Source organism: Qipengyuania sp. NPDC077410 (assembly GCF_044543405.1).
Lineage (GTDB): Bacteria > Pseudomonadota > Alphaproteobacteria > Sphingomonadales > Sphingomonadaceae > Qipengyuania > Qipengyuania pacifica.
In genome coordinates this window covers 1-13,465 of the sequence record NZ_JBITWB010000004.1, presented here as the reverse complement: position 1 = coordinate 13,465, position 13,465 = coordinate 1, and the positions used below count along the sequence as shown (strand labels likewise).

Sequence of the window (13,465 nt, the reverse complement as noted above, 5' to 3'; positions counted from 1 at the left end):
CAGTTGTAGAACGGGAAAGGCCCGTCCGGTGGGAAACCGGACGGGCCTTTTTTCTTAGCGACGCAGGGTTAGGAGACCGTGGGTTCGGCGTCGCCACAAAGACGTGATCTAGACACGGGACATAAAGCACGGGATGTGCCAAAATTCAGGCACGGGCGGTTGTTCTGGCTTTTCGTTGGTTAATGGGCCTTCCGCGGCTTTGCCTTCTGTAAAGTTTATCGACACCGGACATCCGGCTTTAGCCCTTGGCAATGGTCGCAGTCACCGTCACAACATCTGCATGAACGAACCAACCGAAATCGGCGCCGACGGCATCCCAGCAGCGACCGTGGTCATTTTTCGCAATTCGTCAGAGGATGGCCCACCTGAGATCCTGATGACGATCCGATCGCGCGAAATGGTTTTTGCCGGCGGCATGGCCGTCTTCCCGGGCGGGCGGGTCGACCCGGCAGATTTCGACCTCGGGGCAAAGATTGGCGGTCGCCTCGATCCAGACGAAGCTGCGCACCAGATCGCCGTTGTACGCGAAACGCTTGAAGAAACAGGGTTGGTCATCGGACTGACCGGCGAAATCGATGCCGATAAAGCGCGCGCCGCGCGGAAGTACCTCGAACAGACCGGTGAGCTCGAACCGGTTCTCGAACATTTCGCATGGGAACTCGATCTCGATCAGTTAGTGCCGTTTGCCCGCTGGTATCCAAAGAATGAACGCATCCCGCGTGTCTATGACACACGTTTCTACCTAGCCGACATCGGTACAGGCGCGGTCGAGATAGAGGCGGACCTTTCCGAAAATACGCATCTTTTCTGGACTACTGCGCAGGGCGCGCTCGATTCTGCGGAAAGGGGGGACATCAAGATAATCTTCCCGACCCGCCGCAATCTGGAGCGCCTCGCCCTGTTCGAAAATTTCGCCGCGGCGAAGGCTCAGGCCGAAGCCATTCCCGTGAGAACGATAACTCCCTTCATAGGCGAAATGGATGGCAAGTCGTGGCTGCACATTGGTGAGGACTTGGGATACCCCGTGACGGGCGAACCGTTGAACACGGTGGCAAGAGGGTGACGTTAAGTGCCAGTTCTTCCGGACTCATTGGTATGGTGTCGGCAATGACCGACGGTGCGGGCGGGCCAAATAAATGTTTCCGCTCTGCGACAGGTGGAGTTGTAAGGCAGTTCGGGTAAGATAGGATTATGGGGGACGCATGGTAACGATACGCGACGTTGCGAAAGCCGCAGGCGTGTCGGTTGCCACCGCATCGCGCGCGCTCAATGGCATGTCCATCGTCACAGCAAAAACGCGCGAAAAAATCGAAGCTGCGGCAACCGCGCTTGATTATGTTCCGCACAGCGGCGCGAGAAGCCTCACCAAGCGCAAGACCGATACGATAGGGGTTATTCTACCCGATTTATTCGGCGAGTTCTTTTCCGAAATCATTCGCGGTATCGACCTTGTCACCCATCGCGCCGGCAAGAGCTTGCTGCTGGGCAATATGCATGGGAGTGCCGAAGAAACTGCACAAGCGATCCGGGCGATGCGAGGCAGGGTTGACGGACTGCTTGTCATGCCACCGAACTCTCGCGCCGATACCGTAGAGGCAGTGACGCGCGATATCCCCACCGTACTACTTAACGCCCAAGGAACCGATAACGTCACTCCCTTTGTATCGGTAGACAATTATACAGGCGCGCGGTTGGTCACGGACCATCTCATCGATCGCGGAGCACGCAATATAATTCACATCGCGGGTCCTGCTAACAATCGCGATGCGCGCGAGCGACAGCGGGGGTATTGCGACGTGCTGGCCGAGCGCACCGGCAATGGAAGCCCATTGATATTGCCAGGCGATTTTCGCGATGATGCGGGTCGCGAGGCCGCTCGCTTGCTGCTTACCAGCGGCATTACCTTCGATGCCGTGTTTGCCAGCAACGACATGATGGCGGTCGAATTGATGAGCGAGTTGCGCGTGGCCGGTCTTCAGATCGGTAGCGATATTCTTGTCGCGGGGTTTGATGACATTCCGCTTGCCCGGCATGTGACGCCGGGCCTCACGACAGTTCATTCCGACATTACACGTGTGGGTTCGACGGCCGCCGAACTGATGCTGCGCATGATGGAAGGCGAGACGCTGGCACGGGATGAAAGTCTAATCATCGCCCCCACCCTCGCGATCAGAGGATCAAGCGGAGGAGGAGCCGGAACGGCTCGTACCTGACGAATTGACCCCGTATCGAGAACTCGAATAGGACGAACTTATTTCTATTTTCGAGTTTCTTGGAGAAAGATCGCGATGACCCGGTTCGGACGTTTTGCCGTGCTGCTAACTGCAGCATCAATGGCCACGGCTTGCGCGAGTATGCCGGGTCCAGCGCTCGCTGATGCGGTACCCGTGATCACTGGACAACACCCGCAACAGAGTCTGGAGGCAGGAGGCTACCCGTACCAGTTGTTTGTGCCCCGTTCATACGATTCCGAAGCCAAATGGCCTTTGATGATTTTCCTGCACGGCTCCGGGGAACGTGGATCGGACATCGCGAAGGTCAAGGTTCACGGACCGCCCAAGCACGCGGACATGGATCCAGACTTTCCCTTCATTCTCGTCTCCCCATTGCTGCCTCCGGAAGAAGACTGGGATGTTTCGAAGCTGGAAGCGATCCTCGATCATATTGTGGAGACGATGCCGATAGATGAAAATCGCATTTACCTCACCGGTTTGAGCCGAGGTGGGCGTGCCACATGGCGATGGGGAGCCGAGCGGCCCGATCTCTTTGCGGCCCTAGTCCCGGTGGCTGGGCAAGGTGATCCGGCGACCGCCTGTGAACTGGTTGATGTACCAATCTGGGCATTGCATGGCGATCGGGACGATGTGGTCATTCCTGAGGGAAGTTTTGCGATGGCGCGCGCGATCAGGGCGTGCGGTGGCCAGCGAAGCAGGCTGACGATCTATCCCGACCTTGGCCACAACGCATGGGACCCCGCCTATGCGGATCCCGAACTCTACCTCTGGACGCTTTCGCAGCGGCGGACTGATGCAGATGACTAGACTATATGCGGCGCTGGTGCTGATCGGCATGTTGCTGGTCGCCGGCTGCATGCACGCGCCAACCGCCAAGACAGAGCGCGAAGCGCAGCTTGATGTGATGACCTATAACGTCAGGCTCGATCTGGCATCGGATGGGCCCAATGCCTGGCCAGAGCGACGCACGCTCGTGCGCGATCTGATCCGCTATGAAGCGCCGGCGATCCTCGGCATGCAGGAGGTGCTGCTTCCCCAGAAGCGCTATCTGGAAGAAACACTTCCCGCCTATTCTTTCATCGGAGTGGGCCGGGATGATGGGGAAGAAGCTGGGGAGTTTTCACCACTAGCGTGGCGGCACGATATGTTCGAAATGACCGACAGTGGTACCTTCTGGTTGTCTCCCACACCGGATGTTCCAGGTAAGGGCTGGGATGCCGCCTATCCGCGCATTGCCACGTGGGCAATTCTGGAACGCAGCGATGGTCAAGGAAAGCTGCGCGTACTCAATACGCACTTCGATCATGTCGGCGCGGCCGCCCAGGTCAACGCAGCGAAACTCATTTTGCACTGGATTAACACCGGCCCTGGAAAGGGCTTGCCGACGATCGTGATGGGCGACTTTAACTCCGACCCGGACAGCGAAGCCTATCAGGTCCTGACTTCCGGGGCGCTTGTCGATAGCCGCAGCGCAAGCATCGCTCCCCCTTACGGACCACCGGGCACTTTTACCGGCTTCGACATCGCTCAGAACGCCGGGATGCCGATCGATCACATATTCCTGTCACCCGGCATTCTCGTCGATCGATATGCGGTGATCACTCAGCACTGGGGTGGCCGCCTGCCATCGGACCATTATCCGGTAAGTGCTGTTCTGCGACTGCCAGACAGTTAGAGCCTTACCGTTCGGGATCGTCCAGCCAGCCCCCGGAGAACCCCGCCCGCTCTAGGCCGCGGCGGATGTGCGGGTTCTTACGCATCGTCGCCCATACGAGGCCGGTGCGCTGGTTTTCCAACATGGCCAGGATCGGGCCCTGGTCGATGCCGAGATGATCGCGCGCGACCCAGCCTTTGACCGGATCGGTATCGCCCGTCGTCGAGCCGGCGTCCACGAACGTAAAGCTGGGGTTGATGGCGTCCTTGAAGCCGTAATCGGTGTAGAGGCGGTCGCCGTACTTGGCCCTCATGCTCATAAGCGCCGGGATGGTAACCTCAGGCGCGAAGGGTATCGACCCGCCCGCTGCCGTCGGGACGATGGTGCCGTCATCGACCACGCGAATGGCACTGACGCCGCGCGCAGCATAGGTCAGGAAGGTGCGGGACTTGCCGTTAACGGCGTACTGGCCCGCCGATGAAGCTGGCCCGTCTGACGCAGTCCACCCCCAGATGCTGGCGCTGTAATCCTTCCAGTCATTGGGATTATCGGCACCATAGGCCCGCTGGCTCAACGTGGCGCGCCGGCTATTCTCGAAATAGTCGATGCCCTTCGAACGCATGAAGTCATCCTGGATGCCGCGAAAATCGATCCAGACGTGGCTGTACTGGTGCCCGAACAGAGGCTCGAACTGGAGATATTCGTAACCGTAGTAGGTGCCCCAGTCCTTCTCGAGATCCATGGCCCAGGCCTGATCCCAAGCTTCCTTGCCAACGGGATGTGTGGGGGATCCTGCTGCCAGTATGTAAACCAGCATACCTTCGTTGTAGCCGATCCAGTCATGCGTACCAAAGTCGCCCCCTTCCCCGCGCTCGGGGTACCACCCCATGGCGATCGCCTTTCCGCTCCCGCCATTGGCTGAAGGAATGGTGCTGTTTTCGCGCTGAACGAAAGTCCAGTCGACCCGCCGGTAGATCTTCTCCGCGAGATCGCGGATCTCGCGCTCCACGGCTGTGTCGCGATCGAAGTAGCTTTGAGCGAATAGAACGCCGCCGAGGAGTAGCGCGGTGTCGACTGTAGAAAGTTCGGTATTGCCGCGCCGCGTGCCATCTTCGTTATTCAGAAAATGGTAGAAGAAACCCTTGTGACCGCTCGTTCCGCTGACCGCGGGCCCTTGCGGGGCATTCCAGTAAAATTCCAGACAATCTCGCGTACGCTGGGCAGCATCGTCGCGCGAAACGTAGCCACGTTCAGCACCGACGCCAAAGGCGGTCAGGGCATAGCCTGTCGCAGCGATCGAGGAGAACGGGTTGCTGGGCCACCGGTCCGGCGCCAGGCATCGCTCGGTATCGGTAGTATCCCAGAAATACCGGAATGTGCGCTGTGTCAGATCTTCGGAGAAAGCAGCCACATCGTTCGATGCGGGGCCAGAAGACGCAGGCGGATCGAAATTGGCGCAGGCAGCGAGGGTTAAAGACAGGGCGACAGCTGAAGCTGCGGAAAATCTCATGATAAACTCAAATCGTTATGATGTGCCGCACCGGGAGGACAGTGCGGCACACCTTGTTGCGACCCAATTAGAAGTCGAAGCCTGCAGAGACCTTGATCGTCCTCGGGAAACCATCGGTGCTGTAGTTATTGAAGTTGCGCGCTCCAGTCACCGCGTCGAAACCGTTGTAATTGCGATCATCGAACACATTGAGCACGTCTGCGCGAACCCACAGGCGAGTGTCGTCATTGATCAGACCGATGTTGAAATACTTGGTCAACGAAAGGTCGAACTGTCGGAAACCCCACAGATCGCCATTTGCATCGTTTTCGACTGCCACGACATCGCGGGAGTTCGGATCACCAGCTACGGAGACGAAAGCCTGCTGATACGCTGGCGATGCGATCTGGAACTTGCTGCCGAGAGTAAAGTCCAGCGGAAGATCTACCGTTCCAGCCATCACGAAACGATGCTTGCGTACGCCCGCCGACCGGATAACGGGATAATCGTCGAAAGATGGGAAATCGAGCGAGAAATACTCGCCAAAGCGACGATTTTCTTCGGCCAGTGTGAAGGTGTAGGTTGCATCGATCGACCACGGTGACTGTTCCGTGTAACGCTTCCCAAACTTGAGATACGCGGAATCTGCATCGGTGTTGATGCCGTTAGTACCAATTAGAATAGCACCATACGGACTTGGTGGAGTACCGAAAGGCGAGTCCGGATTGCCTTCGGACGGAAAGAAGCTTCCATCCGGGCGACGATTACCGAGCAGATATCCAAATCCATCGCGGCTGGCGATATGACGATATCCGACCTCGAGATTGAGGAGATCGAACGTGCTGCGAACACCCAGGCTGAACTGGTCCGAATAAGGCAGCTTCAGATCGTTATCGATAAAGCGGAGCTCGCCGCCAGCACCCGGAGGTGCTCCGTCGATTAGCTGCTGACGCCCAGCTTCCGTCAGATAGATCGGGTCGAACGGGATGCAGGTTGGACTGGCCGTGCAATCGCCGCGAGGGTCACCGGCATTCTGAAAGATGAATGTTCGCCCAAACGACGCTCCCTGTACGAGCTCTTGTTGAATGAAATCAAACTGGTTGCGGTCGTAAGAGCGGCCATAACCGCCAAAAAGGACGAACTGGCCATCAGGATCCAGCCAGTAAGAAAAGCCGAGCCGTGGCTGGATCGCGCCATAGAAGACTTTTCGTTCGGTGCCGGTCGAGATGTAATCGTTGATGTCGTAATTGGCGTTGATGAGATTGGGATAGTTTTCCGGCTGAACAGCCGCCACTCGCGCCGGATCGTGCACGTAATTGAGGAAATCTGGCGTGCGCTCGAAGTCCCAGCGAACGCCGAGATTGAGCGTCAGCCGATCCGTGACGTCCCAGTCGTCCTGAATGTAGGCGCCAAACTGGAAAGTCTCTGAATTAAGCGACACATCGTCGCCCGGCACGATCGTGCTAAAATTCAATTCATATGGAATGGCGTCGTTGAAAGCGCCGCTGTTTGGTGTCGTGGGATCAGCGGGGTTGTAAGAGACGTTATATGTGTATTGAGGGTTGAAGCTGTTCTGCTGGGTCGAGTTGAGAGTGACCCACTTAGCTTTTACCCCGGCCTTGATTGTATGCCGCTCGAAGCCCGTCCAAGTGAAGTCGTTGGAGACCTGCCAGCCATCCTGGCCTTTGTCCTGGAAGTTTCGACCGCCACCGGTTTGAAGCACAGTGCCTTCGCGCCGGACGCCGTCCTCTTCGATCACGGCACGGAAGATATTTCGCGGCTCAAGTAAGAACGGCCGCGGGTTCCATGTTACATCTTCGTAAGTGATCTTCAGATCGTTGATGAAATTGTCGGAGGTGTGTTCCCACCGCGCGAGACCGCGCCATTCCTTCACGCTCGTGACTGTGCGCGTGCTGTAGGCAGCCGTACCGCTACCGAAATCTTCACCATCCTCGTCGCGATACTTGACCGAAACCTGAAAGAGGTCGGAATTATTGGGCGTGAAGTCCAGTTTTCCGAAATAGAGGTTTTCGTTGAATATCTCGCTGAACGTACCGAACGCACCCTGATATTCGCCGGGGAAGAAGCCCGTGGACAGATCGAGGCCGGGCGTCACGTCGCGCGGCGTGATGATCTCCTTGCCTTCATACGTGCCGAAGAAGAACAATTTGTCGCGGATGATCGGCCCGCCCAGGGTACCGCCATACTGCAGATCCCTGCTTTCGGTTTTCCCTTGCGGATTTTCCCCGAACAATTCGATCGGGCGTGCAGCCCGTAAACTCTGATTGGTGAAATCGATGAAGCCGGAGCCATGGAACTCGTTGGTGCCCGACTTCGTGATAGCCGTGATTGCGACCGATCCGACCTGGTCGAATTCCGCCTTGTAGTTGGAACTGATGACGCGATATTCGCCGATCGCCGCCTGGGGGAACGGGTTGCCTTGCGTTGAATCCTGTCCGGTTACGCCGCCTCGAAGAATATAGTCTTTCTGGCTCACGCCATCGATGAACACATTCACCGAACTGCTGTTCTGGGCACCGCCCTGAAGCCGGCGGTCGCCGCCAAACCCGTCGATGAACTGAACGCCCGGCGCAAGATCGGCAAAAGCCAGGAAGTTGCGGTTCGTCTGCGGGATCTGTTCAATCAGCCGCTGGGAAATATTGATGCCGACTTCGCCGCCTTCCAGCGTACGAATGCGGTCGCCCGTCACCAGAATGACATTGTCGCCAGCAGCAACATCGTCTGCACCATCATCGGCGGCTGCGGGTGCTTCCGTTGCGGCGATTTCGCCCACATCGAAGTTCAGGACAGCATCCTGCGCCACCGACAATTGGAAGGTGTCGGTCTGAAGCACACCGTCGGGCGTCGTAACCTCGAGACGATAGGTTCCCGCCGCGAGGGACGCGAAATTATACCGCCCGTCGGCAGCAATCGTGGCGGTGCGGGTCACGCCCGTATCCACTCTAACCGCAGCAACCTGGGTGGCGCCGCCGGTAATCTGACCGCGTAGCGATGCATTGGATTCCTGCGCATGCGCCGGCGCAGCAAGGCCGATCGCCAGCGCACCCATGGCGCTACCGTGCACAAGAGCCAGAGCCATGCGGCGAGCAACCGCCGAACGATTCATATGCGGAAACTTCATCGGTAATTCCTCCCCAAAATCGCGGTCTCGGCTCGACCGCTCAGGCTCGCGGCATTGCCTGCCGCGTAACCGAATCGACATTTGACGAGCAATGTTGTAACCGGTTTCATGATCGATGTATAGACAGATCGGAAGAGGCGATTCCCTTGGGGCGGCTCTTCATCGTGAATATAGTCAGAAGTCCAAATGGGAGGAATTACATGCGTTCATTGCAGCGAGGTGTGCTTGCGGGCGTCAGCGCGTTGGCACTTGCCGGTTGCGCCACCACGGGCGTGGCATCGGCACCCCCGCCAGCCTCCAGCGCTTCGTCCACCGCAGTGCCGATCGAGCCCGCCCAGCCATCCTGGGCCGCGCGCGATGTAGAGATGGACGCCTTTCTCGATGATCTGATCGGGCGGATGACACTTGAAGAAAAGGTCGGCCAGCTGACGCTGCTCACCAGCGATTGGGAATCGACCGGTCCGACCATGCGCGAAGGCTATCAGCAGGATATCGCAGCAGGGCGCGTGGGATCGATCTTCAATGCCTATACCGCAGATTATACGCGCGAACTGCAGCGGATGGCTGTCGAAGGCACCAGGCTGAAAATACCGCTGCTGTTCGGATACGATGTGATCCACGGCCACCGCACCATCTTCCCGATCTCCCTCGGCGAAGCGGCGAGCTGGGACATGGATGCAGTCGAGAAATCGGCCCGCGTATCGGCCGCGGAAGCGTCAGCCGAAGGGATACACTGGACTTTCTCCCCCATGGTCGATGTATCGCGCGATGCCCGCTGGGGCCGCGTTTCGGAAGGCGCCGGGGAAGATGTCTACCTCGGCAGCAAAGTCGCCAAGGCACGCGTGCATGGCTACCAGGGCGACGATCTGAAGGCCGTCGACACGGTTCTGGCAACCGCGAAACACTTTGCCGCTTACGGGGCAGCCCAGGCAGGCCGCGACTACCACACGGTCGATATCTCCGAACGTACGCTGCGCGATGTCTACCTCCCGCCTTTCAAGGCCGCAGTCGATGAAGGGGTCGCCACCTTCATGACGTCGTTCAACGAATACGACGGCGTGCCAGCCAGCGGCAGCAAATTCCTGCTGACCGACGTCTTGCGCGATGAATGGGGCTTCGACGGCTTTGTCGTCACCGACTACACCTCCATCAACGAGATGGTCCCGCATGGTTACGCCAAGGATCTCGAGCAGGCTGGCGAACAGGCGCTCAATGCCGGCGTCGATATGGACATGCAGGGCGCCGTGTTCATGGAAAACATGGTGAAATCGGTCGAAGAAGGCCGCGTGAGCCAGGCGAATATCGACCGCGCAGTGCGCCGCGTGCTCGAAATGAAATATCGCCTCGGACTGTTCGAAGATCCCTACCGCTATGCGGACGAGGCGCGGCAGGAAGCAACGCTGTACAAGCCGGAATTTCTCGAAGCTGCGCGCGACGTAGCGCGCAAATCGATGGTTCTGCTCAAGAACGACGGCAATGTGCTCCCGCTGGCCGCCGATGCGGAGCGAATTGCCGTGATCGGCCCGCTTGGGGACAGCAAGACCGACATGATCGGCAGCTGGTCGGCAGCCGGTGATCGCGAGACCCGACCGGTCACCGTGCTTGAGGGCATGAAGGCCCACGCCGGAAACGGTGTCACGGTCCAGTACGCCAAGGGCGCGAGCTACGAGTTCGGCGACGAAGGTAAGACCGATGGTTTTGCCGAAGCGCTCGCGCTGGCGAAATCGTCGGACGTTGTCGTCGCGGTCATGGGCGAAAAATGGGACATGACGGGCGAAGCTGCCAGCCGTACCTCGCTCGACCTGCCGGGCAATCAGCAGGCCTTGCTCGAACAGCTCGTTGCAACGGGCAAACCGGTCGTGCTGGTGATGATGAGCGGTCGCCCCAATTCGATCACCTGGGCAAACGACAACGTGCCCGCCATTTTGCATGCGTGGTATCCGGGCACGCAGGGCGGCCACGCGGTCGCAGATGTGCTGTTCGGTGATTACAACCCTTCGGGCAAACTGCCGATCACCTTCCCCATCAATGTGGGCCAGGCGCCGATCCACTACGACATGAAGAACACCGGCCGCCCCATTGAACTGGGGGAGCCGGGCGCAAAATACGTTTCGCGCTATCTCAATACGCCGAACGATCCACTGTACCGCTTCGGCTATGGTCTCAGCTACACGACATTCGGCTATTCGCCGGCAACGCTGTCGGCCTCGTCGATGGGACCCAAGGGTTCGATCACCGCTACTGCCACAATCACCAACACGGGCACGCGCGCGGGCGAAGAGGTGGTGCAGCTCTATGTGCGCGATCTTGTCGGATCGGTCACCCGGCCGGTACAGGAACTGAAGGGCTTCGAAAAGATAGCGCTGCAACCGGGTGAAAGCCGGACGGTATCCTTTACGCTGCGGCCCGAAGACCTCGCGTTCACCCGTGCAGACATGTCGCATGGGTGGGAACCGGGCGAATACCGACTCTGGATCGCGCCTTCATCGGGCGCGAAGGCGAGTACTCCGGTAACCTTTACCCTCACGGAGTAATCGCATGAACCTTCCCGGCTTCCGTGCCCCCCAGCCCTCGCGCTGCTCGCCTCCATTGCCCTGACGAGCTGTGCGGCGGTCGAGGCCGGGAAGGTTCACACTGCTGCGGCGGGGTAGGTTCGCTAAGGCACGCGGCCGGACGTCGCCGGCCTAGCTTGCCGGACGGAGAGATAGGGCAAAGCCCCCACCCGCTTCCATCGATAGCGTCAAAGTATCCCCGCCGATGATCTCGCGTGTTTCTCGAACCATGGCAAAAGGATCACCTTCGATCCCGCCGTCCTTGCCGTCACGCCAGATTTCTGCGGTGTAGCGCTTGCCCTTTGGCAGAAAAGACAGATCGATCGAAATTTCGCGACGTTCGGCATCTGTAACGCCGCCCACCCACCAGTCTTCACCGCCGCGATGCTGGCGCGCGACGATCGCGTATTCGCCGATGTCGCCCGCCAGGACGCGCGTCTGTTCCCAATCGACCGGGACCTGTTCGATAAAGGCCAGCGCATCGGGATGCTTTACGTAGTTTTCGGGCAGGTCGGCCGCCATCTGGAGGGGCGAGTAAATCACCACGTAATCGGCTAGCTGGCGAGCCAGCGTGTTCGGGATGGCTCGGCCGTCGCGGCCTTCCAGACTGACGATGCCCGGCGTCAGATCGAACGGCCCCGAGAGCATGCGGGTGAAGAGCAAGGTCGGTTCGTGCTCGGGCGGATTGGGCGGCTCGCCCCAAGCGTTGTATTCGGTCCCCCGCGCACCTTCACGGGTGACGAGGTTCGGGTAGGTCCGCCTGAGGCCCGTATCCTTGATGGGTTCGTGCGCATTGATGGCTATGTGGTGCTCCGCGGCCCGTTCAGCCACGTGGACGTGATGGCGGGCCATGTATTGTCCGTCATGGTATTCCCATTGCTCCGTCCCATCCGGATCTTCGCGCAGGACGCCGCCGGCGTCCGCGACGTAGCCGGTTTTCACCGAATGAACGCCATAGCGCTGGTAGTAATCGAAAGCCTTTTCGAGCTGGCGTTCGTAAAGCCCTGCATTCCCGGCAGTTTCATGGTGCCCCATGATCTCGACGCCCTTTTCGCGCGCGTATTTCGCGATGCGGCCCATGTCGAAATCGGGATAGGCTACGGCGAACTGGAAATTGCGTCCGCTCTCGCTCCACCAGCCTTCGTTCCAGCCTTCTACAAGGACCGAGCCGAAGCCATGGTCGGCTGCGAAATCGATGTATTCGAGTACGTTATCGGTGGTCGCGCCGTGCTTGGGTCCCGCGTTCCAACTCCATTTGTCGAGATGCATTCCCCACCAGATGCCGACGTATTTCTGCGGTTTGACCCAGCTGACATCGCCCAACCGGTTGGGCTCGTTGAGGTTGAGAATGATGTCTGCGGCTGCATAAAGCGCCGGCGCGTCCTCGCCGATCAGGATGGTCCGCCACGGCGTTTCGAAGGGCGCTTCCCGCCGCACCTTCCAAGGCTGCGAGGATGGAGCGAGGCGGGTGCGGAAGCGTTGGTGGTCGATGCGTTGCAGCCAGAAGGCCGAATAATCGATCAGCGACGCTTCGTGGAGCGCGATGTGAAGGCCGTCCGAGCGGCGGAAAGTGATCGGCGAATGGGCCGTGCCGACCTGATTGGCCGGGGTGTGATTGTAGAGATATTCGTAACGATTCCATTCACCTGCGGGGATCCACCAGGCTTCCGCATCGCCGGCAATCGCGAACTCGGTAAGCTCTTCATCGATCATCACATCGGTGAGCTGAGGCTGATCGGGAAAGGCGAAGCGGAAGCCCAGACCGTCGTCGAACACCCTGATAGTCATGTCAATCGAGCGTTTGATCTTGCCCTGTTCGGTCAGCCGAACACGCATTTCATTGTGTTTATCGACGACCAACCGGCTTTCGCCCCACGGCTGTTCCCAGGTTTCGTCTGCACTGGAGCGCACCGGATCGCCGAGCGTGATGCCGCTGCCCCACTTGCCCGCGCCGCGAAGCAGGAAACCCAGTTGCGAGGCATCGATGACCGGCGCCCCGTCGCGGTCGACGGAATAGGTCGGCGCGCCGTCCACTGTGGTCAGCGCAAAGCAGAGCCGCCCGTCGGGCGAACATTGCCGATGCGACACATCGTCCTGCGCGGCAAGGCCGCCTGCTGGAACGAGCACGAGGAACAAAGCGCCCAAGGCCGCCCGTCCACCACGATTGCGCAAATATGACCCGATCATCTCTACCTCCTGAAACGAGGGCTAGGCGTTCGCACGGCGCGGGGCCAGAAATTTCGTGCAACCGGTTACATTCTTGGCTATCCGATGGCGGATAAGGCCCGTCGGACAGGGCACACCTGGGAGGAATGTAGAGATGGCACTGGCCCCTGATGTTGCAGCGAGCACGGATCCTGCGGCGGTTGTCGAGGATGGCGAAGGGATCAAGGC

General features: G+C 59.2%; 8 protein-coding genes. 5 read left to right on the top strand and 3 right to left on the bottom strand.

Annotated elements, in window-relative coordinates; translation table 11 throughout:
- Positions 1-280: 280 nt before the first annotated feature.
- The 4 genes from ACIGGE_RS15385 to ACIGGE_RS15370 all read left to right on the top strand — a co-directional run bounded on the left by ACIGGE_RS15385 (position 281) and on the right by ACIGGE_RS15370 (position 3,909).
- Positions 281-1,063, top strand: a complete 783-nt coding sequence (locus tag ACIGGE_RS15385) for an NUDIX domain-containing protein (RefSeq protein WP_397491023.1) — start codon at positions 281-283, stop codon at positions 1,061-1,063.
- 139 nt (positions 1,064-1,202) lie between these two features.
- Positions 1,203-2,213, top strand: a complete 1,011-nt coding sequence (locus ACIGGE_RS15380) for a LacI family DNA-binding transcriptional regulator (protein ID WP_397491022.1) — start codon at positions 1,203-1,205, stop codon at positions 2,211-2,213.
- Between the two features lie 276 nt (positions 2,214-2,489).
- Complete coding sequence (locus ACIGGE_RS15375) at positions 2,490-3,041, top strand: prolyl oligopeptidase family serine peptidase (RefSeq protein ID WP_397491021.1); 552 nt, start codon at positions 2,490-2,492, stop codon at positions 3,039-3,041.
- On the top strand, positions 3,034-3,909 hold the full coding sequence (locus ACIGGE_RS15370; RefSeq protein WP_397491020.1) for an endonuclease/exonuclease/phosphatase family protein: 876 nt from the start codon (positions 3,034-3,036) through the stop codon (positions 3,907-3,909). The genes ACIGGE_RS15375 and ACIGGE_RS15370 overlap by 8 nt, the downstream gene beginning before the upstream one ends.
- A 4-nt stretch (positions 3,910-3,913) precedes the next feature.
- Here ACIGGE_RS15370 and ACIGGE_RS15365 read toward each other — a convergent pair whose 3' ends face one another.
- Together ACIGGE_RS15365 and ACIGGE_RS15360 are read right to left on the bottom strand one after the other, a co-directional pair.
- A complete protein-coding gene (locus ACIGGE_RS15365) occupies positions 3,914-5,398 on the bottom strand; it encodes a glucoamylase family protein (RefSeq protein WP_397491019.1) in 1,485 nt (494 codons plus the stop codon).
- 67 nt (positions 5,399-5,465) lie between these two features.
- A complete protein-coding gene (locus ACIGGE_RS15360) occupies positions 5,466-8,519 on the bottom strand; it encodes a TonB-dependent receptor domain-containing protein (protein ID WP_397491018.1) in 3,054 nt (1,017 codons plus the stop codon).
- Positions 8,520-8,719: 200 nt separating this feature from the next.
- Between ACIGGE_RS15360 and bglX the strand changes: the two genes are divergently transcribed.
- Positions 8,720-11,053 carry a beta-glucosidase BglX gene (gene bglX, locus ACIGGE_RS15355; protein ID WP_397491017.1) on the top strand — a complete coding sequence of 778 codons (2,334 nt, stop codon included), beginning with the start codon at positions 8,720-8,722 and terminating at the stop codon, positions 11,051-11,053.
- 150 nt (positions 11,054-11,203) lie between these two features.
- Here the strand turns inward: bglX and ACIGGE_RS15350 are convergent, their stop codons facing one another.
- Positions 11,204-13,258 (bottom strand): glycoside hydrolase family 97 protein, encoded by a 2,055-nt coding sequence (locus ACIGGE_RS15350; protein ID WP_397491016.1) that lies wholly within the window; start codon positions 13,256-13,258, stop codon positions 11,204-11,206.
- Positions 13,259-13,465 lie beyond the last annotated feature (207 nt).

What these genes read in the sequence shown, in the direction of transcription:
- ACIGGE_RS15380 (WP_397491022.1), top strand. Translation starts at nt 1,203, where the DNA reads ATGGTAACGATACGCGACGTTGCGAAAGCCGCAGGCGTGTCGGTTGCC.
- ACIGGE_RS15360 (WP_397491018.1), bottom strand. Translation starts at nt 8,519, where the DNA reads ATGAAGTTTCCGCATATGAATCGTTCGGCGGTTGCTCGCCGCATGGCT.
- ACIGGE_RS15365 (WP_397491019.1), bottom strand. Translation starts at nt 5,398, where the DNA reads ATGAGATTTTCCGCAGCTTCAGCTGTCGCCCTGTCTTTAACCCTCGCT.
- ACIGGE_RS15375 (WP_397491021.1), top strand. Translation starts at nt 2,490, where the DNA reads ATGATTTTCCTGCACGGCTCCGGGGAACGTGGATCGGACATCGCGAAG.
- ACIGGE_RS15385 (WP_397491023.1), top strand. Translation starts at nt 281, where the DNA reads ATGAACGAACCAACCGAAATCGGCGCCGACGGCATCCCAGCAGCGACC.
- bglX (WP_397491017.1), top strand. Translation starts at nt 8,720, where the DNA reads ATGCGTTCATTGCAGCGAGGTGTGCTTGCGGGCGTCAGCGCGTTGGCA.
- ACIGGE_RS15350 (WP_397491016.1), bottom strand. Translation starts at nt 13,258, where the DNA reads ATGATCGGGTCATATTTGCGCAATCGTGGTGGACGGGCGGCCTTGGGC.
- ACIGGE_RS15370 (WP_397491020.1), top strand. Translation starts at nt 3,034, where the DNA reads ATGACTAGACTATATGCGGCGCTGGTGCTGATCGGCATGTTGCTGGTC.